Source organism: Limnohabitans sp. T6-5 (assembly GCF_003063315.1).
GTDB lineage: Bacteria > Pseudomonadota > Gammaproteobacteria > Burkholderiales > Burkholderiaceae_C > Limnohabitans_A.
On record NZ_NERV01000003.1, the window covers coordinates 286,866 to 309,299 of the forward strand.

A 22,434-nucleotide genomic window follows, 5' to 3' on the forward strand; every position below is an offset into this window, starting at 1 on the left:
TGGCATTGACGCAATTCATGCCGTGCCTTTCAGCCGAGGGTCGAGTAAATCGCGTACACCATCGCCCAGCAGTTGCAGGGACAAAGCGGTCAAGACGATCGCCAAACCTGGATAAAAAAGTGTCCAGACGGCCTGGTCTGCATACTGCGTACTGGCTGCGACCATGGTGCCCCAAGTAGGAATTTCAGCCCCCACTCCGACGCCCAGAAACGACAAACCGGCCTCTGCCAGCAGGGCATAAGCAAAGATGAAGCTCAGCTGCACGAGGATAGGTGACATCAAATTGGGCAAGATGTGCACTCGCAACAAGTTGAACGTGCTCACGCCGACGGCACGCGCTGCCTCGACATAAGGCAGTTCGCGAATCACCAAAGTGCAAGCACGCACAACCCGGGCAACACGGGGTGTATAGACCAAGGTCAAGGCGAGCACCACGTTGATGGGGCTTGCCCCCAGTATCGAAACCAGGGCGATGCCCAGCAAAATGTCCGGAAAAGCCATCATGGCGTCTACACAACGCATCAGCACAGCGTCCAAGCGCTTGAAAAATCCCGCCAGCAAGCCCAGTACAGTTCCAAGCGCCACCGACAGAAAGGCTGTCCCTGCGCCGATGGCCAGTGAATAGCGTGCCCCGTAAAAAATTCGGCTCGTGATGTCTCGGCCCAACTCATCTGTGCCACTCCAGTAGGTCCAGCTGGGGGCCTTCAGACGCAGGCTGACTTTCATGGCCATGGGTTCGTGCGGCAAAATCCATTGACCTGCCACTGCCATGAACAGCATCATGCCTAAAAGCAGTGCAGCAAAGAATACGATCCTGCGCGCAAACAGCTGATTCAATGTACGACGCCACTCAGCCATGGCGCACCCTTGGATCGATAAAGACATACATGACATCAATCAAAAAATTGATGATGACGTAGACACCGGCAATCGCCAACAAGGCCCCTTGGATGACTGGGTAGTCCCGACGCAGCACTGCCCGCACCACCAAGTTACCCAAACCGGGCAAGTTGAACACGGTCTCAGTCACCACAGCACCGCCGATCATCAAAGCCAGCGTCAATCCCAACACTGTAAGCAGAGGCACCAATGCATTGAGCAAGGCATGCTTGAGCACCACAACACTTTCCGACAAACCTTTGGAGCGTGCAGTTCGGATGTAGTCTTCACTCAGAATGTCCAACATCGAAGCGCGAGTGAACCGGATGATCAAGGCCGAGTTAAGTGTCCCCAGCACCAAAGCGGGCAGCATCAAGTGGTGAATGCGCGAGGGCAAACCTGCATTAGGATCGCCATAGCCCGATACGGGAAACAAGCCAGCCCCTACCGCCAGTATCTGGATGGCCAAAAGACCCATCCAGAAGCTGGGCATGCTCGCCCCCAGCATGGCCAAAGTGCTGACGAATTGGTCAACCCATTTGCCTCGCCACACAGCTGAAACAATGCCGCACGGCAAGCCAATCAACATGGCCAAGCTGACCGACATGAACGCCAACAAGGCTGTGGGCTCCACACGCTCCCACAGCACTTGCGTCACAGGCATTTGCAAAAAGATGGATTGACCCAAATTGCCTCTGAAGAGCTCACCCAACCACAGCAAGAATTGACGCCACAAAGGCAGATCAAGTCCATAGCGTTGACGTGCTTGTGCAATGTCTGCCAGTGAAGCCTGGTCTCCCAGCAAAACCGCTATTGGATCTCCGGCCGCCAAGCGCGTGAGCAAGAACACCAGAACAGACACGAGGGACAGCACCGCAAGCATGCCGCCCAAACGGCCCAGCAAGGTGCGGCCCAAGCTGGTCCAAGACATTTTGGTCATGGGTCGTTTTCTGTCGCTTATTTGGACAGGCCTGTGTTCCAAAAGAAAGGCCAAGTTGCGGGTATGTAGCCTTCCAGCTTGTTGGAGCGCGATGACAGGCTGCTGAACTTGCCGATGTTGATGTAAGGCACCTCGTTGTAAACCACTTGCTGTACGGCACCCCACAACTGAGCACGCTTGGATGGATCGGGCTGTTGGTTGAAGTCACCCAAGGCCTTGGCCTTGGCCGCCGAACTCCACCAGCCCGGTGCACACTCACCAAGCTGGGGTGGCGAAAGAATAGGCTCGGGGAACTGCCCGGAGTGGGTCATGTAAATGTCCCATACTTTGGAGTCTCCACGACGTTGCACCAAGGTGGCCCAATCGACCACTTGCATCTCGGGCTTGAAACCTGCGGCGCGCAACTGCTCTGCCATCACCTGAACCATGGTGTGGTGGAACTCGTATTGCCGACTGGTCAGCAAACGGATGGTCTCGCCCTTGTACCCGGCTTTATCTGCCATTTCTTTGGCTCGTTTGGCATCTTGCTTGTTGTATTGGTCAGTACCGGCCGTTGAGTAAAACGGTGTGCCTTGCGGAAAGTGGTTGCCCTCGGCTATGAAAAACCTTTTGTCGCCATAGGCTGCAGCCATCATTTCGCCCTCGCCAATGGCAATCTGAATGGCTTGGCGAATGCCCTGGTTGGCCATCACCCCCTCCTTCGTGTTGAAGACCATATAGGGGAAACCAAACGAAGGCGTCAAAATGGGCACGACCGATGGTCCCGCTTTTTCAACGCGCGCCAATGCCTCTGTGGGCAGTTGATCAGCAAAATGAAACTGACCGGCCAACGCGCCTTCAACGCGGGTGTTGGCATTGGGCACAGGGGTGAATCGGAGTTCATCCAGCAAGGCCTCACGCTTGCCACCGTAGCCGTTGGGGGCTTCTTTGCGTGCACTGTAGGTATCAAATCGCGACAAGATCACGAATTGGTCAGGACGGCGTTCCTTGAATTTATAGGGACCTGTTCCCACAAATGACGACAAGGGCGCGGCGATGCTTTCTTTAGCCATGATGGCTGCCATGCCCGATGGCAATGCCAATTGAGCCAATAGCGAAGCATTGGGTGCGTTGAATTTCCATTCAATGGCGTGGCTGCCTTTAGCCTCTAGGCTTACTGTGTCTTTGGCCACGGATTTGCCGCGAGGTGCCATTTCCATCCAGCGCTTGAGTGAGGCCACCACATCTTGAGCATCCAAGTCGCGGCCACTGTGCAATTTCACGCCTTTGCGGATGTTGACGGCATAAGTCAAACCATCGACTGAGACTTTGGGCATGCCATCGGCAAGCATGGGTGTGACGTTCCACTTGGAATCAAAGGTGTAAAGGGTTTCATACACGTGCTGCATGATGGTACCCACCAGATCTGCAGTGGAAGCCATTGGGTCCAGACTTTGGGGCTCACCAATCATGGCCAAGTTGGCGGCACCACCCTTGGGCGGCGCTGCGAAAGAAACCATTGGCAGTGCAGCCAAGAGCAAAGTCAGCAGGTGTCGACGTGGCAAATGCAGCATGTGGGTCTCCAGAATATTAAAGACTTTATGTAAATAATTTACATGATTCATAATAGAACAAGGCTGAATTGTTCGAAAGCAGGGTTTTCCTGTACATAATTGATTGATTCAGACTTTTAACCCTGTAGGAGACAAACCATGAATGTTGAAATGCTTGGTGCATCACCCATTGCGTCAGACCGTTTAGCCCGTCCACTTTCACCTGCCACTCGCGCAGGTGATTTTGTTTTTGTTTCGGGTCAAGTGCCGACCAACGACCAAGGCGAAGTGGTGTTGGGTGGGATTGAGGCTCAAACACGCCAAGTCTTTGTCCGCATACAACAAGCGCTGTCTCTGGCAGGTTGCACTTTGGAGGATGTGTGCAAAGTGAATGTCTGGCTGAACGATGCGCGGGACTTCGGCAGTTTCAATCGCGTCTACATGGAGTGCTTTGGTGAGCATCGTCCAGCAAGATCAACAGTGGAGTCCAGGCTGATGATTGATGTGAAGGTCGAAATCGATGTCACGGCCTACAAACCTCGCTGAAGCTTTAGGTTGAGAAGCGTTGGCCTTCAAAAACTGAGTGTGCCGCGCATCGTTAACTCACTTCAAACCGTTCAAGGCTTCGGCCGGGTAGCCGGGGCGGGTTTTGCAGTCGGCGATGTATTGCTCAATGATGGCTTCAAAGCTGCTGTTGGCTTTCAGACCCAGCGCGTTGGCGCGCTCGGAGGTGGAGCCGCGTGACCAGTTGGTCACAATGCCCGCCACGCGCTCGTCGCGCTCGAACTTGACCCGCGCACGCACAGCAGGGCCAGCGACTTTTTCAAGGGCGTCCAGCATCTGGCCCACGGTCACGTTCAGGCCGGGCAGGTTCAACGCCATGCGGCCGCCCACGGCTTCGCGGCTGGCTTCAAACACGGTGATCAGGCCGTGCACGGTGTTGCCCGGCGAAGACAAGGGGTGCGAAACACTGGCATCCACGGGGCATACGGCATCCGCGCCTGACAAAGGCTCGCGGATGATGCCGCTGAAAAAAGATGAGGCCGCGCCGTTCGGTTTGCCGGGGCGCACGGCCACCGTCATCAAGCGGGCCGAGCGGCCGTCGATGTAGCCCTTGCGGGTGTAGTCGGACACCATGTGCTCGATGATGAGCTTGTGTGTGCCGTAAGACGTTTGCGGCGTGGGCAAGGTGGTGTCGGTGACCAGATCGGGCATGGGGTTGCCGATGTCAGGACCAAACACGGCCACCGAGCTGGCAAACACCAGTCGCGAGGCCTTTCCCGACGCGCGAATGCCGTCCAGCAGCAAACGGCTGCTGTCCACGTTGGAGCGCAGGCCCAGGTCAAAGTCGAGTTCACACTCGCCCGACACGGCCGAGGCCAAATGGAACACGCCGTCAAAGCCGCTCTTGAACAAGTCGCCTTGTTCCAGCATGGGGCCAGCATGGCCCTTGACGCGCGTGTCGGCCAGCAGGTCGGCGGGGGCGGGGAACAGGTCGGCAATGACCACTTCGGTGACAGTCTGGCCATTGAGTTGGCCTTTTTTCAAAATCTCGCGGGCCAGTCGGGCGCCCAAAAATCCGGCGCCGCCGGTGATCAAAATTCGCATGCTTTTCTCCGTGAATCAGTGGTTGTCTTTGGGCACAGCCGCGCCGCGCTGGCCGACCAAAAAGTCCATGTCTGCGCCTTCGTCGGCTTGCAGCACATGGTCGATGTAGAGCTTCCAGTAGCCCGACTGCATGGCGGGGGCAGGCTTTTCCCAGAGGGACAAGCGCTTGGCCAGCTCTTCATCGCTGATGAGCAGTTGCAGTTTGCGCTCGGGCACATTGAGTTCGATCATGTCGCCGTTTTGCACCACGGCCAGCGGGCCACCGGCCGCGGCTTCAGGTGTGGTGTGCAGCACCACGGTGCCGTAGGCCGTGCCGCTCATGCGGGCGTCCGAGATGCGCACCATGTCGGTGATGCCTTTGCGCAGCACCTTGGGTGGCAGCGGCATGTTGCCCACTTCGGCCATGCCGGGGTAGCCCTTGGGGCCGCAGTTCTTGAGCACCAGAATGCAGTTTTCATCGACGTCCAAGCTTTCGTCGTCGATGCGTTTGTGAAAGTCGTGGCTGTCTTCAAACACCACGGCGCGCCCGGTGTGCACCATCAGCGCAGGGGTGGCCGCGCTGGGCTTGATGACCGCGCCACGCGGGGCCAGGTTGCCGCGCAAGATGGTGATGCCCGCTTTTTCCTTGAAGGGCTCGTCGAACTTCTTGATCACGCGCGGGTCGTAGTTCACGGCGCTGGCGATGTTCTCGCTCACGGTCTTGCCGCTCACGGTGACGATGTCCTTGTGCAGCAGGTGCTCGATCTCTTTCATGACCACCGGCAGGCCACCGGCGTAGCAGAAGTCTTCCATCAGGTGCTCGCCCGAGGGCTGCAAATTCAAGAGGCAGGGCAGCTCGCTGCCCAAGCGCTCGAAATCGTCCACGGTGAGCTTCAGACCCAAGCGACCTGCAATCGCGATCAGGTGGATCACCGCGTTGGTCGAGCCGCCAATCGCCGCCAGCGTGCGGATGGCGTTTTCAAAGGCTTCGCGTGTGAGCACTTGGCTGATGGTTTGGTCGGTGTGCACCATCTCGACGATGCGCCGACCGGCCTCGCGGGCCAGCACATTGCGGCGGCCATCCACCGCAGGGTAAGCGGCGTTGCCTGGCAGGCCAATGCCCAGGGCCTCGACCATGCTGGCCATGGTGCTGGCGGTGCCCATGGTCATGCAGTGACCGTGGCTGCGGTGCATGCAGCTCTCTGCCTCAAAAAAGTCGGTCAGCTTCAGGGTGCCCGCACGCACTTGCTCGCTCATGCTCCACACGCCGGTGCCCGAGCCGAGTTCCTGGCCCCGCCATTTGCCATTCAGCATGGGGCCGCCCGACACGCCAATGGTGGGCAAGCCTGCGCTTGATGCCCCCATCAACAGGCTGGGGGTGGTCTTGTCGCAGCCCATGAGCAGCACCACGCCGTCGATCGGGTTGCCGCGGATGCTTTCTTCGACGTCCATGGACGCCAGGTTGCGGTACAGCATGGCGGTGGGGCGCAGCAGCGTTTCGCCCAGGGACATCACCGGAAACTCGAGCGGAAAGCCACCGGCCTCGTACACACCGATCTTGACCTGCTCGGCCAGGGTGCGGAAGTGCGAGTTGCAGGGGGTCAGTTCGCTGAAGGTGTTGCAGATGCCGATGACGGGGCGTCCGTCGAACTGGTCGTGCGGCACGCCCTTGCCCTTGACCCAGCTGCGGTAGGCAAAGCCGTCGCGGTCTTGACGGCCAAACCATTGCTGGCTGCGGAGTTCTTCGGGTTTTTTGCGGGGAGAGGAGGCCATGGGGATGGTTTGATTCGGTGGTTTGGGAAAAATCCGTTCAATCGTATGATGAATGAAGCGAGGCTGCCACCATGTAAACCCTGAGACAGGGCTGTGTTCTCTCAGTCAAATACCCGTCTTCAGGGTTTTCCTCAGGCTTGAAAATCTTCATTCATCATATGATTGATCGGGTACATCTCATCACCCATGGTCAAAAACGCACACGGTCACACCCTCGATTTGCTCGGGCAAGCCATCTTGTCGGGCCAGTACGCCGTGGGTGCGAGTTTGCCGCCTGAGCCCTTGCTGTGTGAGCAGTTTGGCGTCAGCCGCACTGTCGTGCGTGAAGCCATCAAATCGCTGGTGGCCAAAGGACTGATTTCCACAGGCCCCAAAGTGGGCACCCGTGTGCTGCAAGATGACCAGTGGAACTGGTTTGACCCCGACGTCATCACCTGGCAGGCCCAGGCTGGGTTGACGCCCGAGTTCTTGCGCGATTTGCAGGAGCTGCGACGCGTGGTGGAGCCCGCGGCCGTGCGCCTGGCCGCCGAAAAAGCCACAGACGAAGACATCGCGGAAATTGAAGCGGCCTATGCGGGCATGAAGCAGGCGGTAGAGCAGGGGGGCGACTATGTGGTGTACGACTTGCGCTTTCACCAGGGCTTGCTGCACGCCTCGCACAACCGCATGCTGATTCAGATGGGCAAGGCCCTGAGCGCCTTGCTGCGCACCAGTTTTGAAATTTCTACCCGCATCCAGGATGGGCCCCGCAGTTCATTGCCGCTGCACCGTTCGGTGCTGGACGCGGTGATCCAACACGCGCCAGACAAGGCCGAGCGGGCCATCATGGTGCTGATCAATGGCGCACACGAAGACATTGAGCGTGTGGTGTCCACGCGGCGAAAAATTCCAGGCCTGACGGGTGTGCCCGCACGCCTGAAAAAAGCGGCTTGAGTTTTATTGATTTTCAACCCTGTGTTTTTTATTAGGAGACAAACATGTTCAAACGCAGAAATCTGGTGACGCTCTTGGTGGGCACCTTCCTGGTGGCTGGCAGTGCCATGGCGCAGTTCTCGGAGCGCAACATCAAGTTCACCAACGGTGTGAACGAAGATCACCCCGTGGGCGTGGGTGTCAAAAAGATGCAGGAAATTCTGGCCGCCAAATCGGGCGGCAAGATGAAGATAACCGCCTTCTGGGGCGGCATGGCCGGTGGCGACTTGCAAGCCACCCAGGCTTTGCGTGCGGGCACGCAAGAGATGGTGTGCACCTCCAGCTCGCCGCTGGTGGGCATCGTCAAGGAGCTGGGCGTGTTCGACTTGCCCTTCTTGTTTGCCAACGAGAAAGAAGCCGATGCGGTGCTGGACGGCCCGGCAGGCAAGTACTTCAATGCCAAGCTCGAAGCCGCTGGTTTGGTGAACCTGGCTTATTGGGAAAACGGTTTCCGTAACCTGACCAACAGCAAGCGCCCTGTGGCCAAGCTCGAGGACTTTGAAGGCGTCAAAGTGCGCGTGATGCAAAACAACATCTTCCTGGACACCTTCAAGACCCTGGGCACCAACGCTGTGCCCATGGCCTTCCCTGAGGTGTTCTCTGCGCTGGAAAGCCGCGCCATTGACGGCCAGGAAAACCCTTTTGTGACCATTGAGACCTCCAAGTTCAACGAAGTGCAAAAGTACCTGAGCGTGACACGCCACGCCTACACGCCCTTCCTGATCCTGTACAGCAAGAAGCTGTGGGACCAGCTGAACCCGCAAGAGCAAGCGCTTTTGCGTGAAGCCGCCATCGAAGGCCAAAAGGTCGAGCGTGCGGCCAACCGCACCTTGAACGAGAAGTCGCTCGCATCGCTCAAGACCAAGGGCATGCAGGTCAACGAAGTCAGCGCGGCTGAGCAAAACCGCATCCGCGCCAAAGTGGCTGCTGTCTATGACAAGCACAAGGACTCGATCGGTGCCGACGCCATCAAAGTCGTGCAAGACGAACTCAAAAAAGCACGCGGCGGTTGATCCATCGCGCCAAGCCCCACAGCCCCAAGCTGTGGGGCTTTTTTAACGTCTGAAATGTTTGCACTATGAAAATCACCCAACTCGAAACCATCCGCCTGGACGAATTTCCCAACATCATCTGGGTGCGATTGCACACCGACGAGGGCCTGGTGGGCCTGGGCGAAACCTTCATGGGGGCACAGGCGGTCGAGGCTTATTTGCACGAGTGGGTCGCCCCCAAATTGATGGGGCAAGACCCGCTGGCCATCGAGTCGCGCCAACGCGATATCACGGGCTACTTGGGCTGGCGCGGGTCCGGCGTCGAGACACGCGGCAACTCGGCGGTGGACATTGCCCTCTGGGACATTTTTGGCAAGGCTGCAGGCATGCCGGTCTACACCGCCCTGGGCGGCAAGAGCCGCGACGAGATCCGCGTCTACAACACCTGCGCAGGCTACCAGTACATCCGCAGCAACGTGAACCAGACCAGCAGCAATTGGGGTCTGGGTAACAACGCTGGGCCCTACGAAGACCTGCAAGGCTTTTTGCACCGCGCCGACGAGGTGGCCGAGTCGCTTTTGAGCGAAGGCATCACCGGCATGAAGATTTGGCCGTTTGACATGGCCGCAGAAAAATCGCACGGCCAATACATCAGCCCGCAAGACCTGAACACCGCGCTCGAGCCTTTCCGGAAAATTCGGAAGGCTGTGGGCGACAAGATGGACATCATGGTCGAGTTCCACAGCCTGTGGCGTTTGCCCATGGCGCAAAAAATCTCTCGCGCCTTGCAGGAGTTCGACACCTTCTGGCACGAGGACGCGATCCGCATGGACAGCCTCGATTTGCTCAAGCAGTACGCGGTGGACTGCAAGGCGCTGATTTGTGCGAGCGAAACGCTCAGCTACAAATGGGGCTTCAAGGACTATTTGCAAACCGGCGTGGCAGGTGTCGCCATGCTCGATTTGAGCTGGTGCGGGGGCCTGACCGAAGCGCGCAAGATCGCCGCCATGGCCGACGCCTGGCAGCTGCCTGTGGCCCCGCACGATTGCACCGGGCCGGTGGTGTGGGCCGCGTCGACACATTTGTCGCTGCACGCGCCCAATGCACTGATCCAAGAGAGTGTGCGCGCTTTCTACACAGGCTGGTACAAGGAACTCGTGACCGAGTTGCCGCAGGTGAAGAACGGCATGATCAGCCTCAACGGCAAGCCGGGCCTGGGTTTGGAGCTGCTGCCCGACTTGCACAAGCGGGCCGATGCGGTGGTGCGCGTCAGCCGATAAGAGTTTGCAGGAGCCCCGCCCTCGGGGCGAAGGGTGTTGGTCTGCAAGGGTTCTGTCGCGACGAGGGCGTCGCTCCTACAAGGGGCAGGGGCGCGCCTTTTGTGGGAGCCCCGCTCTCGGGGCGAAGGGGGGTGGTCTGCAAGGGTTCTATCGCGACGAGGGCGTCGCTCCTACAGGGGGGGGCAGGGGCGCGCATTTTGTAGGAGCCGCGCCCTCGCGGCGATGAGGCGGCTCAGCCGTTCCAGCGCGTGTGGAACTTGCCTGGCTTGTCCACACGTTGGTAGGTGTGCGCGCCAAAGTAGTCGCGCTGGGCCTGCAACAGGTTGGCCGGGAGGCGGGCCGAGCGGTAGGCGTCGTAGTAGCTCAGGGCGCTCATGAACGAGGGCACGGCCACGCCGTGCAGGGCACCCAGGGCCACGACTTCGCGCAGGTCCTGGTGGCAGCGGGCCATCACGGCTGCAAAGTGCGGGTCCATCAGCAGGTTGTCCAAGGCCGGGTCGCGTTCGTGGGCCTGGCGGATGTCTTCGAGCAAGCTGGCGCGGATGATGCAGCCCGCCCGCCAGACCGAGGCCACGGTGCCCATGGGCAGTTGCCACTGGTACTCTTTGTCGGCGGCGCGCAGCACGCTGAAGCCTTGCGCATAAGCGCAGACTTTGGCCGCGAGCAAGGCGCGCTGGATTTTTTGCAGCACTTCATCTCGGTTGGCCGGGGTTTGGGCGGCAGGGCCACTGAGCACCTGTGCGGCCTGTTGCCGCTCGGCGTGCAGCGCACTCATGGTGCGTGCAAACACGGCGTTGGCAATGGTCGGGGCCGTCACGCCCAGGTCGAGGGCGACCTGGCTGGCCCATTTGCCCGTGCCTTTTTGCTCGGCCGTGTCGAGAATTTTGTCCACCAACGCCTCGCCGGTTTCGGGGTCGGTGTGATCCAGGATGTCGGCGGTGATGCCGATCAGGTAACTGCTGAGTTCACCCTCGTTCCAGGTGCGGAACACCGCGCTCATCTCCGCCGGGCGCATGCCCAGCAGCTGGTGCATCAGCCAGTAGGCTTCGCAGATGGTTTGCATGTCGGCGTACTCGATGCCGTTGTGCACCATCTTCACAAAGTGGCCTGAGCCACCGGGCCCCATCCATTCGCAGCAGGGCTGACCGTCGTCGGTCTTGGCAGCGATGGCTTGCAGCATGGGGCGCAGGCGTGGCCAGGCGTCGGCGTGACCGCCGGGCATCAGGGCGGGGCCGCGCAGTGCGCCTTCTTCGCCACCGCTCACGCCCGCACCCACGTAGTGGATGCCCGAGCCTTCGAGCGCACGCATGCGCCGCTGGGTGTCGGTGTAGAGGGTGTTGCCCCCGTCCATGACCACATCGCCTGCGCTCAGAAGGGGTTGCAAATCGGCCAGCACCGCATCGACCGCAGCGCCTGCAGGCACCATGAGCCAGATGCAACGGGGGCTGTGCAGCGAATCCACCAGCGCGGCCAGCGAGGGCGCGGCTTGGGCACGCAGGCCCTGGGTGCGCTCGCCAAAGCTCTGGCGCTTGCCCGCGTCGAGGTCAAAACCGCACACCGAAAACCCGTTGCGCTCCAGATTCAGGGCCAGGTTTTCGCCCATCACCCCCAGGCCAATCAGGCCAATGTCCATCTTCTGCATAGGCCGGGTTCAGCCGCGTCCGACAAAAGGCATGTTGGTGGCCATCACCGTGGTGAACAGGATGTTGGCCGACAGCGGCAGACGCGACATGGTGAGGAAGGTGTCGACCACGGCCGACATGTCCATGCGGGGCTCGGCCTTGATGGTGCCGTCGGCCTGGGGCACACCCTTGGCCATGCGCTCGGTCATGTCGGAGGCCACGTTGCCGATGTCGATTTGCCCCACGGCGATGCTGAAGGCGCGCCCGTCCAGCGAGGCGGCGCGGGTCAGGCCCGAGATGGCATGCTTGGTGGCGGTGTAGGCAATGGAGCCGTAACGCGGCACATGGGCCGAGATCGAACCGTTGTTGATGATGCGGCCACCCTGTGGGCTTTGTTCCTGCATCAGCTTGAAGGCGTGCGAGAGGCAATAGAACGCGCCGTTCAGGTTGACGTCGACCATGCGGCGCCAGTCGTCACCCGTGATGTCACCGGGCAGGGTGGTGGGCAGCGAAATGCCCGCGTTGTTGAACAACAAATCGAGGCGACCGAATTGGGTGCGAACTTGCTCGAACAAGGCCTTGACCTGTTCTTCGCTGGACACATCGGCAGAGATGGCCACGCCGTTGGCGGCGTTGGCACCGGCTTTGGCGATGGTCTCTTGCAGGGCTTCGGTGCGGCGACCCACCAGCACCACGTGCCAGCCTTCCTTGAGCAGGCCGAGGGCGCAAGCCTGGCCAATGCCGGAGCTGGCGCCGGTGACGAGAGCGACTTTTTTCATGGAGGTGACTTTCAGAAATTTAGGGGCAAGGCTTCAGGAATGTGTGCGATTTTCACGCTTCTGCAAAGGCGATTTGCACTTTGAGCGACTGGCTCTTGTCGGCGGCCAGCTCAAAGGCTTCGAGGGCGCGGTCCATGGGCAAGATGCCGGTGATCACCGGCTTGCCATTGACCAGGCCTTCGTTCAAGAATCGCACCGCCGTGGCGAATTCGGCGTGGAAGCGGAAGGTGCCGCGCAGATCGACCTCTTTGGCCACGATCTGTGTCATGGGCAGGCTGATGTCGCCACCCATGCCCACGGTGATGAGCACGCCGCGCGGCACGATGACGTCCAGCCCCGTGCGCAAAGCGGCTTCGCTGCCCGAGGCCTCGAACACGACGTCAAACTGGCCTTTGTCTACTTTGTATTTGTCCAGCGCTTGGGCCTGTGTCTTGAGGTTGATGGTTTCGTCTGCGCCCATTTCCTTGGCGCATTTCAGGGGCAGGTCGGCGATGTCGGCGGCGACGATGCGTGCAGCGCCTGCGCGGCGCAAAGCGCCGATCAAGAGCGAGCCAATCGGGCCGCAACCGGTCACCAGCACCTGCTTGCCCAGCACGCTGCCTGCGCGCTGGATGGCGTGCAGGCCCACCGACAAAGGTTCTGCCAGGGCGGCTTCGGACAGGCTCAGGTGGTCGGCAATCGGGTGGGCTTGGTAGCCCTCGATGACCAGCTGCTCAGAGAACGCGCCCTGGATGTGCGGGAAGGGCATGGCGCTGCCATAAAAGCGCATGTTCAAGCAATGGTTGTGCTGGCCCGCCTGGCAAAAGCGGCACTGGCCGCAAGGGCGCGAGGGCGATATGGCAATGCGCTGGCCTGCGGCCACGCCTTGGACTTCAGAGCCCACGGTCCGCACGATGCCGGACACTTCGTGGCCCAGAGCAATCGGCTCCTTGATGCGCACGGTGCCAAAGCCACCGTGCTGGGCGTAGTGCAGGTCCGAGCCGCAAATGCCGCCATAAGCGACTTGCACCTGAAGCTGATGGGGGTTCAGAGTGGGCAGCTCACGCTGCTCCAGTCGCAAATCGCGGGGGCCGTGGCAAATGACAGAACGCATGGGGATCAACTTTCAATCAGGAATTCAATACATCATGCGCGCAGGCACCATGACCAGCGCCGGGAACATCACCATCAGGAACATGACCACGAACTGCACGCTCATGAAAGGCAGCACACCTCGCGTCACATCGTCCATGCGCATGCGGCCCACACCGGCCACCACGTTGAGCACCGTGCCCACGGGAGGCGTGACCAGACCGATGGAGTTGTTGATGATGAACAGCACGCCGAAGTAGACCGGGTCAATGCCAGCGGCTTTGACGATGGGCATCAGCACGGGGGTCAGGATCAGGATCGTTGGGGTCATGTCCATGGCGGTGCCGACCACCATGCACAAGATCATGATGACGAACATCAGCAGTGTGGGTTGGTTGATCAGCGGTTGCAGCATCTCAACCAGCTGCGCGGGCAAATTGGCCACCGCAATCAACCAGGCCGAGACCATGGCAGCGGCCACCAGGAACATCACCAGGGCGGTGGTCATGGCTGCGCGCTCGAACACTTCGTAGAGCTGCTTCCAGTTGAGCTCGCGGTACACCACACCGGCTACAAAAAGGGCGTAGACCGCGGCCACCACAGCGGCTTCGGTGGGGGTGAACACGCCCATGCGCAAGCCCACCAAAATGATCAGTGGCAGCATCAAGGCCCAGCCAGCGCTGCGCATGGCCGACATCACTTCGGCAAAAGTTTTGCGTGGAGGCGGTGTCAGGTCTTCTTTGCGCGTGAGGTACCACCAGGTGACCCACAGACCCGCACCCAGCAAGATGCCCGGGAAGATGCCTGCCAAAAACAGCTTGCTGATCGACACGTTGGCGGCAACGCCAAAAATCACGAAGCCAATCGAGGGTGGAATGACCGGGCCGATCACGCCGCAAGCGGCGATCAGGCCACCGCTGCGGGCTTTGTCATGCCCCGCTTTGACCATCATGGGCAGCATCAGGGCCGTGAGCGCTGCCGCATCGGCCACAGCCGAACCCGACAAGGCCGACAGCAAGCAGGCGGCCACAATGGTCACATAGCCGAGGCCACCTCGGATATGGCCCACCAGTGCCATCGCAAAGTCGACGATGCGGCGCGACAGGCCGCCGGTGTTCATCACTTCGCCCGCCAGCATGAAGAAAGGCACGGCCAAGAGCGGGAAACTGTTGGCACCCTCAATCACGTTGAGCGCGAGAATCTGCGCATCAAAAATGTTCATGTGCCACATCAGGGCCACGCCGCAAATGAGCAATGAAAAAGCAATCGGCACACCGAGCGCCATGGCGGCCAGCAAAGAGCCAATGAAAATGAAAATGGTCATGTTGAGCTCCGGTGCTTATCGTTGTGCGGTGGGCAGGTCCAGGGTGTCTTCTTCCGACTCGCGAACGCCGATCAGCTCGGAGTCCTTGAGCTGGCCCGTGCCCAGTTGCCACATCTTGTAAAGCAGTACTGCGCCACCGATCACGGCTGCAAAAATACCGCAACCGTAAAACAGACCTTCTGACAGCTCCATCACCGGGCTCTTGGTCGCAATGTTCATTTCGACAATCTGCCAAGTGCCTTTGGCCAACAAGGCACAGCAAAACAGCATCAGCAAGTTGGCAATCACAAAGCAGATTTTTTGGCCGCGCACCGACAGGCGCGAGATCAGGGTGTCGGTGCCCAGGTGGGTACCTTCCCGCATGGCCACCACCGCGCCCATGAAGGTGATCCAGACGAACAACCAGCGCGAGAGTTCGTCCGAAACAGCCAGCCCCGAGTTGAAGCCGTAGCGCAGCACCACGTTGCCAAAAACGAGGACGACCATGATGGCCAGAAAGACCACCATGATGATTTTGATGAGCTTGCAAAGATGGTCTATGAATCGGTCAATCATGGGAAGGCCTTTGGGTGTTGATCGAAGGGGTGTGTGATCATGGAATAAAAGTAAGCTGCAAGGTGATCATTTCGGTCACAGCGTGGCGGTGACACCACCGTCCACATACAAAACGTGGCCGTTCATGAAGCGCGACGCTTCGCTGGCCAAAAAGACAGCGGCACCGCCGAGCTCTTCGACATCGCCCCAGCGGCGGCTCGGGGTGCGGCCGACCAGCCAGGCGGTGAAGGCCTCGTCTTTGACCAATTTTTCGGTCAGCTCGGTTTTGAAGTAACCCGGGCCCAAGCCGTTGACGTTCAGGCCAAACTGCCCCCAGTCGATGGCCATGCCTTTGGTCAGCATCTTCACCGCGCCTTTGCTGGCGGTGTAGGGCGCAATGCCGGGCCGCCCCAGTTCGCTTTGCACCGAGCAGATGTTGATGATCTTGCCTTGGCCGCGCGGGATCATTTTTTGGGCCACGGCTTTGCTGACGAAGTACACGCTGTCCAGGTTGGTCTTCATCAGGGTGTGCCAGTCGTCGTCGACGAACTCGTGCAAAGGGCCACGGATCTGCATGCCCGCGTTGTTGACCAGAATGTCAATCGCGCCTTGGGTCTCCAGACCGTCGATGGCCGAACGCACCTCGTCGGCGTTGGTGACGTCGAATGCGCAAGTGCTGATGGACAGGTTTTCGGCCTGCAAGGCGGCGGCAGCTTGCTGCAGTTTTGCAGCGTTGCGGCCGTTCAAGACCACGTGGGCGCCTGCTTGCCCCAAGGCGCGGGCCAGGGCAAAACCGATGCCGCCCGATGATCCGGTGACCAGGGCCCTGCGGCCGTTCAGCTGAAAAGACTCAAGAATGCTCATGCGAGAAAGCCGGTCGCCCGGCTTGAAAAAGTCCCCCTCGGCGTGAGGGGGACGGTGGACAACAACTTACTTGGTGGCTTCGATGGCGTTGAGCAGGGCGGTGCCATTCTTTTCGCCAAAAGTCTTGGCGATTTCAGCCGAGACGATTTTCTGGAAGGGCGCCATGTCGACGTTCTCGATGACTTGCATGCCCGACTTCTTCAAGTCCGCCACGACCTTGCCCGCGTTTTGTGCGTTCAGGTTGCGCTGGTAGGTGGCGGCTTCACGGGCCGCGTCCACCACGATCTTTTGGTAGTTGGCAGGCAGGCTGTCGAACTTGGCCTTGTTCATGGCCACGATGATGGGCGAGTACACGTGGTTGCTCACCGTCAGGTGCTTTTGCACTTCGTAGAACTTGGACGACCAGGTCACGTTGATGGGGTGCTCTTGCGCGTCAAAAGCGCCCGATTCGAGCGCGGTGTACAGCTCGGCGATCGGCATGGGCGAGGGGTTCATGCCCAGCAGCTTGAAAGCCTGGATGTGGTAGGGGTTGGGGGTAGATCGGATCTTCAGGCCCTTCAGGTCTTCTGGCTTGGTCACGGGGCGCTTGTTGTTGGTGAAGGCGCGCCAGCCGTTTTCCCAGTAGGCCAGGCCTTTCATGTTGTGGGGGGCCAATTCGTTGAGCACACCGGTGCCGATGTCGCCGTCCAGCACATGGTAGGCGTGCTGCGCGTTGCGGAACACAAAGGGCAGCTCCATGGCGGCGGTGTTGGCCACCAGGCCGTTGTAGTTGGACGCGCCACTCGACACGATGTCGATGGTGCCGCCGCGCACGCCGTTGATCATGGCGCCGTCGTTGCCCAGTTGGTTGGACGGGAAGACGGTGATTTCGATATCGCCGTTGGTGCGTTGCTTGACCAGCTCGGCCAGCTTCAGGGCGGCCGCGTGCTGGCCATCGGTGGCGTTGACGGCGTGGCCCATTTTCAGATTGAACTTGGCTGCCAAGGCGGCCGAGCCGGTGGCCGCGATCAGGCAGGCGAGAAGCAAACGGGAAATTTTCATGGTGTTGTCTCCTGGTTCTAAGGGTCGGTTGAAAAGGTCAGTCGAAAACTCAATCGGTGGGCAGCGCGTATTCGTCAGCGCTGAAGACGGTGTGAAACACGGTGCCATCGAACATGGCGATCAAATCCTTGGAAACTTCGCGGCTTTCCATGCGCACCGCCGAGGCCAGCGCAATCTCAATGGATTCGCGGCTGGGGTAGCGCACCGACAGCACCATGCCAAAGTGCGGGTCGGCCACGTCGCTCTCGACTTGGCGCAGCACGCGCACTTCTTGTGCGCCCGGAAAGCGCGTCCACAGTGGCACCAGTTTTTCGCGGATGTAGCGGTTGAACGCGTCTTCCATGCCGGGTTTGACGTTCCCTTGGAAGAAAGCACAGCGGATGAACATGAAGAATCCTTTTGAAAATCAGTGAGCAGGGTGCAGGCGAGCAGGCGCTCTGGCCTGCAAAGCGGCAAGCGCCAGAGCAACCATGTCTTGCACCGGCCCGGTGATAGGCAGGCGGATGACATCGGTCTCATCGGCCTGGGGTTTTTCGAGGGTGCGGAACTGGCTGTCGAGCAGACCGGCCTGCATGTAGTGGCCCACACGCTGACGCATGCGCTGCTCGATGAGCGCGAATTCGCCATCGAGGAACACAAAGCACACATCGCCCGCCTGCGCGCGGATGCGGTCGCGGTAGACCCGCTTGAGCGCTGAACAAGCGACCACGCGACCGGGTGCATCGGCTTGCGCCAGGTAGTCGCCAATGCGGTCCAACCAGGGCCAGCGGTCGGCATCTTCCAGGGCAATGCCCGCGCGCATCTTGGCCACGCTTTCAGGCAGGTGCAGGTCGTCGCCGTCCACCATTTCCAGGCCCAAGCGCTCGCCCAAGGCGGCCGCCATGGTCGACTTGCCGCAACCGGAGACCCCCATGACGATGAGGCGCAAGGGCGTTGTGTTCATGACGTTTGACCGCAGATCACTTGACCATCGCCGCGCACTCGGGCACGGGGGTGCGCAGGGGGTGGCCCGATGTGCCCGCTTGCATGTTGGCGAATGCCAGATCGGCCATGGCCTGGCGTGTTTCTGTGGTGGCGCTGGCCATGTGGGGTGTCAGCACCACGTTGCGCATGGACCAAAGTGCTTCGGGCACGTTCGGCTCGTTGGCGAACACATCGAGGCCTGCGCCTGCGATGGTGCCGTTTTGAAGGGCCACGATCAGCGCCTCTTCATCGACCACGCTGCCGCGCGCCACGTTGATCAGGAAGCCGCGTGGGCCCAGGGCCTGCAGCACCTCTGCGTTGATCAGGTGCTTGGTGCCTGCGCCCCCGGGCGTGATGACCACCAGAAAGTCCACGTTCGCCGCCAACTCGGTTGGCGTTGCAAAGAACTTGAAACCGGAATCGGTCTTCTCGGTGCGAGCGGTGTAGGCGATCGACATGCCAAAACCACGGGCACGCTGGGCAATGGCTTTGCCAATGCGGCCCAGGCCCACGATGCCCAGGCGCGCGCCTGACACCTTGCGCCCCAAGGCGATGGGGCCGTTGGGCCATTGGCCTGTGCGCACAAACTGGTCCGCTTGCGGGATGGTGCGGCCCACCGACAGCACCAGGCCCATGGCCAGATCGGCCACGTCGTCGGTCAGCACATCGGGCGTGTGGGTGACGGGAATGCCGTGCTCGATGGCCGCCGCCACATCCACGCCGTCGTAACCCACGCCAAACACCGACACCACCTTGGCGTTGGGCACTTGCGCCAGCAGGCTGCGCGGCACGCTGGCCTCGCCTGTGCCAGCCACGCCCACGATGCGCGGGGCGAGCGCCGCAAATGCGGCCGGGTCGGTGATGTGGGTGCGGTCGTGCACGGTGTAGACCGACTCCAGCGCTTGTTGGTAGAAGGGATGGAGCTTGGCCACAGCCAGCACATCGGGTTTGAGCACGTCAATCACTCCAGTCAAAAAACAGATTTTGGACAGCGCTGTCCAAACCAATCAAAAAAAAGCGTGAACGAAAAAATTCAATTTTTTAAAGAGAATCGGGGTTTTCCACGATTTCTCAGAATCTTCGTCCAAAATATTGGGACAGCGCTATCCTATCGGCTGCTGAATTGAATTCTTCTCCGGATTAACCCTTGTCCAACGCCACATCGTCATCCTCCAAGGCCGTCAAAAGCCTGCGCGCTACAGGTCGCATCACCTTGAGTGATGTGGCCCGTGCGGCTGGAGTCAGCCCCAGCACCGTGTCGCGGGCGCTGCGCGGTGAAAGGGCGGTGGACCCAGCCCTGATCGAGCGCGTGCAAGTGGTCTCCAGCAAGCTGGGCTATGTGCCCGACCCGGCTGCCCGTGCATTGGCTTCGCAGCGCAGTGACCACGTCGCGATCCTGATTCCTCTCTTGTCCAATGCCCTGTTTGTGGACCTGCTTGACGCAGCGCAAAAGACGCTTCGCGCCGCAGGCTTTCAAACGCTGATGGGCGTGACCCATTACGACGCCAGCGAAGAAGAACAACTGCTGCGCGAACAACTGTTGCACCGTCCAGCGGGTTTGCTGGTGACGGGGCTGGACCACAACCCCGTCACACGCAAGCTCATGGAGAGCAGTCAAGTGCCCTGTGTGCACCTGATGGATTTGCCTGCTGCGGATCGGGATGCCGCACCTTATTGCGTGGGTTTCCGCCAGACCGATGCGGGGGCCGCGATGACGCGGCATTTGTTGCAGACCGGGCGCAAGCGCATCGCGTTTGCCGCCGCGCAGTTGGACCCGCGTGTCATGCAACGCCTGTACGGCTGGCGCAGCGCCTTGCAAGAGGCGGGCGTTTATGAACCCACGTTGGAATTTTTGAACCCCGCACCTTCATCGCTGGCCTTGGGGGGTGTTTTGTTTGAGCAAATCATGCAGCAGCGCCCCGCTGTGGACGCGATCTTTTTTTGCAACGATGACTTGGCGCAAGGTGCCCTGATGGCCGCACTGCGCTTGGGTATTGGCGTGCCTTCGCAAGTGGCCATCGCCGGTTTCAACGACCTGACCGGAAGTGACCAAATGCTGCCAACGCTCACCACCGTGCGCACCCCCCGCGCCCAAATTGGTGAGGCGGCAGCCCACATGTTGCTGAGCCTGATGCGAGGTGAAGCGCCTGCCGCACCGCAATTGGACCTGGGCTTTGAAATCGTGCAGCGACAAAGCACCTGAAATGCTTGGATGTGCGTATCAGTGACCTGCGACCTTATAGGTCGGCACTCAATGAGTCCGACGTGGTGCGCATGCCCGTGCTGTGCGTCACGCCGATGGCGGTGTGCCAGCACATGTCGAGGTCTTCGACCACCGACCTACAAAATCCGCGACCTCGCAGGTCGGCACTCGAAGAGTCCGACGTGACGTGCGTGCCCGTGCTGTGCGTCACGCCGAAGTCGGTGTGTCCGCATCTGTCGGGGTCTTCGACCACCGACCTACGAAATTCGTGACCTTGTAGGTCGGCACTCGAAGAGTCCGACGTGGTGCGCATGCCATTGCTGTGCGTCACGCCGAAGTCGGTGTATCAGCACATGTCGGGGTCTTCGACCACCGACCTACGAAATCCGTGACCTCGCAGGTCGGCACTCGAAGAGTCCGACGTGGTGCGCATGCCATTGCTGTGCGTCACGCCGAAGTCGGTGTATCAGCACATGTCGGGGTCTTCGACCACCGACCTACGAAATCCGTGACCTTGTAGGTCGGCACTCGAAGAGTCCGACTTGGTTCCAAAATTTACTGAGGCCCGTGCAGTACGTTGATCAGCGCCTCGCCCCGGCTCAAACGACCGATGTTTTCGGCCAATGTCTCCTGACGGCGGCGCACCGTGCCTGCTGTCCAGCCTGACATATGGGGTGTCATGAGTACGTTGTCCAGAGACGCGAAATCAAACTGCGAAGGCGCGCATTCGGGCTGCGTGGGCGTGGGGTACTGGTACCAGGTGTCGATCACCGCGCCACCAATCTGGCGAGTCTTCAACGCGTCGTACAAAGCTTTCTCATCGATCACCGCGCCGCGTCCCACATTCATCAGCAACGCATCCGGCCGCATGGCAGCGATGGCTTTGGCGTCCACCAGGCCTTGTGTGTTGGCTGTCAAAGGCAGGCTCACCACCACCGCATCGCAAGAGCCCATGAAAACGTGCAGACCATCGAGCGTCCAGCTGCGGTCCACCAGTGGGTGTGTGATGGGGCTGCGGTTGGCCACATGCACCCGCATGCCCATGGCCTTGGCGCGTTGGGCGACCGTCTGGGCGATGTGGCCAAAACCCACCAGGCCCAAAGTCTGTGAACCCAACTCGGTGCGCAAAGCCGTGGGGCGCCCGGCCCAATAGGTCCAGCGTTGCTGGCGCAAATCCTGGTCGGCTCGCGCCAGTGGCACATGGCGCATGAGCAGGGCGGCGATCACGTACTCGGCAATCGCGTTTTCATGGCCAAAACAATTGGCCAGCGTGCACTGCGCGGGCAAGAGCGCGGTGTTGACCGCATCGGTGCCCGCAGCCGGGGCATGAAACAACCGGGCCTTCAGAGGCTGGGGCATGTCCGCATTCAGTTTGATGCCGATGACCACATCGGCACTTTCGTAGTGCGCGAGTTCACCGGTTTGGTCGAGTGCATCACTCAGGTCCAGCACCTGGTGTTGCGGCGCGATCAGGCTTTCAAAACCCTGGCGGAAATTGGCCGCGTTCTGGCCGTGGAAGACGATTTTCAACGGGGAGTTGCGCATGGTGTCTCGAGTTGTTGGTGAGCGGCAGGTCAAGGCCTGGATTGGGCGCCACTATGCCAGAAGCGACCAAAATGCCTGTTGACTCGGCGACAATCGGGCCTTTCATCTTTGCTCAAACAGCTGCCATGAACCCACTGAAAAAAGTCATCCTTTTCACCGACACCGATGGTCGCGCAAGCTTTCGCGACGAACGCTTTGAGCTCAACGAAGGCACGCCGCAAAGCCGCTTGTCGTCCTTGATGCCCAGCGGCGGTTACCAATTGCGCCAAAGCCCGGTGGGCTTTCAAAGCAGCTTCCACTGCACGGGCCATTCGCAATGGCTTTTCGTGTTGGGCGGGCAGATGGAAATCTTTTTGCAAGACGGCAGCTCGCGCATCTTTGGCCCCGGTGAGTTCTTTTATTCCAACGACACCCTGCCCGAAGGTGCCACCTTTGACCCGCAAGTCCACGGCCACTGGAGCCGCCAGGTCGGCCCCGACCCGCTCGTGACCTTGTTCGTGCGGGACTGAACATTTGATTCCCAAGGGGGTCTC

23 protein-coding genes are annotated in these 22,434 nt (G+C 60.2%); 6 read left to right on the forward strand and 17 right to left on the reverse strand.

Translation table 11 applies throughout. The features are described 5' to 3' along the window. Positions 1-15 precede the first annotated feature (15 nt). Genes B9Z51_RS13005 through B9Z51_RS13015 form a run of 3 tightly spaced genes read right to left on the reverse strand, consistent with a single transcriptional unit; the run spans position 16 to position 3,372 of the window. The gene (locus B9Z51_RS13005; protein WP_108375396.1) at positions 16-858 is read right to left on the reverse strand and encodes an ABC transporter permease; all 843 of its coding nucleotides are present in this window, start codon (positions 856-858) and stop codon (positions 16-18) included. After that, positions 851-1,819, reverse strand: a complete 969-nt coding sequence (locus tag B9Z51_RS13010; protein WP_369959179.1) for an ABC transporter permease — start codon at positions 1,817-1,819, stop codon at positions 851-853. The genes B9Z51_RS13005 and B9Z51_RS13010 overlap by 8 nt, the downstream gene beginning before the upstream one ends. A 17-nt stretch (positions 1,820-1,836) precedes the next feature. Further along, complete coding sequence (locus B9Z51_RS13015; RefSeq protein ID WP_199227536.1) at positions 1,837-3,372, reverse strand: ABC transporter substrate-binding protein; 1,536 nt, start codon at positions 3,370-3,372, stop codon at positions 1,837-1,839. Between the two features lie 138 nt (positions 3,373-3,510). On the opposite strand from B9Z51_RS13015, the gene B9Z51_RS13020 reads away from it, so the two are divergent. Further along, the gene (locus tag B9Z51_RS13020) at positions 3,511-3,897 is read left to right on the forward strand and encodes a RidA family protein (RefSeq protein WP_108375400.1); all 387 of its coding nucleotides are present in this window, start codon (positions 3,511-3,513) and stop codon (positions 3,895-3,897) included. Positions 3,898-3,954: 57 nt separating this feature from the next. On the opposite strand, the gene denD is transcribed toward B9Z51_RS13020, so the two are convergent. Together denD and B9Z51_RS13030 are read right to left on the reverse strand one after the other, a co-directional pair. Next, complete coding sequence (denD, locus tag B9Z51_RS13025; RefSeq protein ID WP_108375402.1) at positions 3,955-4,959, reverse strand: D-erythronate dehydrogenase; 1,005 nt, start codon at positions 4,957-4,959, stop codon at positions 3,955-3,957. Between the two features lie 15 nt (positions 4,960-4,974). After that, on the reverse strand, positions 4,975-6,711 hold the full coding sequence (locus tag B9Z51_RS13030; protein ID WP_108375404.1) for an IlvD/Edd family dehydratase: 1,737 nt from the start codon (positions 6,709-6,711) through the stop codon (positions 4,975-4,977). Between the two features lie 186 nt (positions 6,712-6,897). On the opposite strand from B9Z51_RS13030, the gene B9Z51_RS13035 reads away from it, so the two are divergent. From B9Z51_RS13035 to B9Z51_RS13045, 3 genes are all read left to right on the forward strand, one after another. Further along, positions 6,898-7,644 carry a FadR/GntR family transcriptional regulator gene (locus tag B9Z51_RS13035; protein WP_108375406.1) on the forward strand — a complete coding sequence of 249 codons (747 nt, stop codon included), beginning with the start codon at positions 6,898-6,900 and terminating at the stop codon, positions 7,642-7,644. Positions 7,645-7,688: 44 nt separating this feature from the next. After that, positions 7,689-8,696: a TRAP transporter substrate-binding protein gene (locus B9Z51_RS13040; protein ID WP_108375408.1), complete on the forward strand. Its 1,008-nt coding sequence runs from the start codon at positions 7,689-7,691 to the stop codon at positions 8,694-8,696. A 65-nt stretch (positions 8,697-8,761) separates the two neighbouring features. Beyond that, a complete protein-coding gene (locus B9Z51_RS13045; RefSeq protein ID WP_108375410.1) occupies positions 8,762-9,955 on the forward strand; it encodes a mandelate racemase/muconate lactonizing enzyme family protein in 1,194 nt (397 codons plus the stop codon). A 232-nt stretch (positions 9,956-10,187) separates the two neighbouring features. Here the strand turns inward: B9Z51_RS13045 and gndA are convergent, their stop codons facing one another. From gndA to B9Z51_RS13095, 10 genes are all read right to left on the reverse strand, one after another. Next, positions 10,188-11,597, reverse strand: a complete 1,410-nt coding sequence (gndA, locus tag B9Z51_RS13050) for an NADP-dependent phosphogluconate dehydrogenase (protein WP_108375412.1) — start codon at positions 11,595-11,597, stop codon at positions 10,188-10,190. A gap of 9 nt (positions 11,598-11,606) precedes the next feature. After that, positions 11,607-12,356: an SDR family oxidoreductase gene (locus B9Z51_RS13055; protein WP_108375414.1), complete on the reverse strand. Its 750-nt coding sequence runs from the start codon at positions 12,354-12,356 to the stop codon at positions 11,607-11,609. A 52-nt stretch (positions 12,357-12,408) separates the two neighbouring features. Beyond that, the gene (locus B9Z51_RS13060; protein ID WP_108375416.1) at positions 12,409-13,449 is read right to left on the reverse strand and encodes an L-idonate 5-dehydrogenase; all 1,041 of its coding nucleotides are present in this window, start codon (positions 13,447-13,449) and stop codon (positions 12,409-12,411) included. Between the two features lie 24 nt (positions 13,450-13,473). Then, positions 13,474-14,751: a TRAP transporter large permease gene (locus tag B9Z51_RS13065; RefSeq protein WP_108375418.1), complete on the reverse strand. Its 1,278-nt coding sequence runs from the start codon at positions 14,749-14,751 to the stop codon at positions 13,474-13,476. 15 nt (positions 14,752-14,766) lie between these two features. Beyond that, positions 14,767-15,306, reverse strand: coding sequence for a TRAP transporter small permease (locus tag B9Z51_RS13070; protein ID WP_199227537.1), 540 nt, complete (start codon positions 15,304-15,306; stop codon positions 14,767-14,769). 75 nt (positions 15,307-15,381) lie between these two features. Next, complete coding sequence (locus tag B9Z51_RS13075; protein ID WP_108375420.1) at positions 15,382-16,149, reverse strand: SDR family oxidoreductase; 768 nt, start codon at positions 16,147-16,149, stop codon at positions 15,382-15,384. A gap of 66 nt (positions 16,150-16,215) precedes the next feature. Continuing rightward, positions 16,216-17,190: a TRAP transporter substrate-binding protein gene (locus tag B9Z51_RS13080; protein WP_108375422.1), complete on the reverse strand. Its 975-nt coding sequence runs from the start codon at positions 17,188-17,190 to the stop codon at positions 16,216-16,218. A gap of 49 nt (positions 17,191-17,239) precedes the next feature. Then, positions 17,240-17,578, reverse strand: coding sequence for a hypothetical protein (locus tag B9Z51_RS13085; protein WP_108286462.1), 339 nt, complete (start codon positions 17,576-17,578; stop codon positions 17,240-17,242). A gap of 18 nt (positions 17,579-17,596) precedes the next feature. Continuing rightward, complete coding sequence (locus tag B9Z51_RS13090; RefSeq protein ID WP_108375424.1) at positions 17,597-18,133, reverse strand: gluconokinase; 537 nt, start codon at positions 18,131-18,133, stop codon at positions 17,597-17,599. Positions 18,134-18,149: 16 nt separating this feature from the next. Further along, positions 18,150-19,118 carry a 2-hydroxyacid dehydrogenase gene (locus tag B9Z51_RS13095; RefSeq protein ID WP_369959356.1) on the reverse strand — a complete coding sequence of 323 codons (969 nt, stop codon included), beginning with the start codon at positions 19,116-19,118 and terminating at the stop codon, positions 18,150-18,152. 182 nt (positions 19,119-19,300) lie between these two features. Here B9Z51_RS13095 and B9Z51_RS13100 point away from each other — a divergent pair, with 182 nt between their 5' ends. Continuing rightward, positions 19,301-20,356 (forward strand): LacI family DNA-binding transcriptional regulator, encoded by a 1,056-nt coding sequence (locus B9Z51_RS13100; RefSeq protein WP_108375426.1) that lies wholly within the window; start codon positions 19,301-19,303, stop codon positions 20,354-20,356. A 34-nt stretch (positions 20,357-20,390) separates the two neighbouring features. Here B9Z51_RS13100 and B9Z51_RS18280 read toward each other — a convergent pair whose 3' ends face one another. Together B9Z51_RS18280 and B9Z51_RS13105 are read right to left on the reverse strand one after the other, a co-directional pair. Continuing rightward, positions 20,391-20,669 (reverse strand): hypothetical protein, encoded by a 279-nt coding sequence (locus tag B9Z51_RS18280; RefSeq protein ID WP_146187765.1) that lies wholly within the window; start codon positions 20,667-20,669, stop codon positions 20,391-20,393. A gap of 242 nt (positions 20,670-20,911) precedes the next feature. After that, a complete protein-coding gene (locus B9Z51_RS13105) occupies positions 20,912-21,901 on the reverse strand; it encodes a 2-hydroxyacid dehydrogenase (protein ID WP_108375428.1) in 990 nt (329 codons plus the stop codon). Positions 21,902-22,026: 125 nt separating this feature from the next. Here B9Z51_RS13105 and B9Z51_RS13110 point away from each other — a divergent pair, with 125 nt between their 5' ends. Further along, positions 22,027-22,410, forward strand: coding sequence for a hypothetical protein (locus B9Z51_RS13110; RefSeq protein ID WP_108375994.1), 384 nt, complete (start codon positions 22,027-22,029; stop codon positions 22,408-22,410). Positions 22,411-22,434: the final 24 nt, after the last annotated feature.

Bases quoted from the DNA above. Each gene is read 5' to 3' on its own strand.
- B9Z51_RS13110 (WP_108375994.1), top strand. From the start codon at position 22,027: ATGAACCCACTGAAAAAAGTCATCCTTTTCACCGACACCGATGGTCGC.
- B9Z51_RS13020 (WP_108375400.1), top strand. From the start codon at position 3,511: ATGAATGTTGAAATGCTTGGTGCATCACCCATTGCGTCAGACCGTTTA.
- B9Z51_RS13040 (WP_108375408.1), top strand. From the start codon at position 7,689: ATGTTCAAACGCAGAAATCTGGTGACGCTCTTGGTGGGCACCTTCCTG.
- B9Z51_RS13015 (WP_199227536.1), bottom strand. From the start codon at position 3,372: ATGCTGCATTTGCCACGTCGACACCTGCTGACTTTGCTCTTGGCTGCA.
- B9Z51_RS13030 (WP_108375404.1), bottom strand. From the start codon at position 6,711: ATGGCCTCCTCTCCCCGCAAAAAACCCGAAGAACTCCGCAGCCAGCAA.
- gndA (WP_108375412.1), bottom strand. From the start codon at position 11,597: ATGCAGAAGATGGACATTGGCCTGATTGGCCTGGGGGTGATGGGCGAA.
- B9Z51_RS13070 (WP_199227537.1), bottom strand. From the start codon at position 15,306: ATGATTGACCGATTCATAGACCATCTTTGCAAGCTCATCAAAATCATC.
- B9Z51_RS13045 (WP_108375410.1), top strand. From the start codon at position 8,762: ATGAAAATCACCCAACTCGAAACCATCCGCCTGGACGAATTTCCCAAC.
- B9Z51_RS13085 (WP_108286462.1), bottom strand. From the start codon at position 17,578: ATGTTCATCCGCTGTGCTTTCTTCCAAGGGAACGTCAAACCCGGCATG.
- B9Z51_RS13080 (WP_108375422.1), bottom strand. From the start codon at position 17,190: ATGAAAATTTCCCGTTTGCTTCTCGCCTGCCTGATCGCGGCCACCGGC.
- B9Z51_RS13010 (WP_369959179.1), bottom strand. From the start codon at position 1,819: ATGACCAAAATGTCTTGGACCAGCTTGGGCCGCACCTTGCTGGGCCGT.
- B9Z51_RS13105 (WP_108375428.1), bottom strand. From the start codon at position 21,901: ATGCGCAACTCCCCGTTGAAAATCGTCTTCCACGGCCAGAACGCGGCC.
- B9Z51_RS18280 (WP_146187765.1), bottom strand. From the start codon at position 20,669: ATGCGCACCACGTCGGACTCTTCGAGTGCCGACCTACAAGGTCACGAA.
- B9Z51_RS13075 (WP_108375420.1), bottom strand. From the start codon at position 16,149: ATGAGCATTCTTGAGTCTTTTCAGCTGAACGGCCGCAGGGCCCTGGTC.
- denD (WP_108375402.1), bottom strand. From the start codon at position 4,959: ATGCGAATTTTGATCACCGGCGGCGCCGGATTTTTGGGCGCCCGACTG.
- B9Z51_RS13055 (WP_108375414.1), bottom strand. From the start codon at position 12,356: ATGAAAAAAGTCGCTCTCGTCACCGGCGCCAGCTCCGGCATTGGCCAG.
- B9Z51_RS13065 (WP_108375418.1), bottom strand. From the start codon at position 14,751: ATGACCATTTTCATTTTCATTGGCTCTTTGCTGGCCGCCATGGCGCTC.
- B9Z51_RS13005 (WP_108375396.1), bottom strand. From the start codon at position 858: ATGGCTGAGTGGCGTCGTACATTGAATCAGCTGTTTGCGCGCAGGATC.
- B9Z51_RS13090 (WP_108375424.1), bottom strand. From the start codon at position 18,133: ATGAACACAACGCCCTTGCGCCTCATCGTCATGGGGGTCTCCGGTTGC.
- B9Z51_RS13060 (WP_108375416.1), bottom strand. From the start codon at position 13,449: ATGCGTTCTGTCATTTGCCACGGCCCCCGCGATTTGCGACTGGAGCAG.
- B9Z51_RS13035 (WP_108375406.1), top strand. From the start codon at position 6,898: ATGGTCAAAAACGCACACGGTCACACCCTCGATTTGCTCGGGCAAGCC.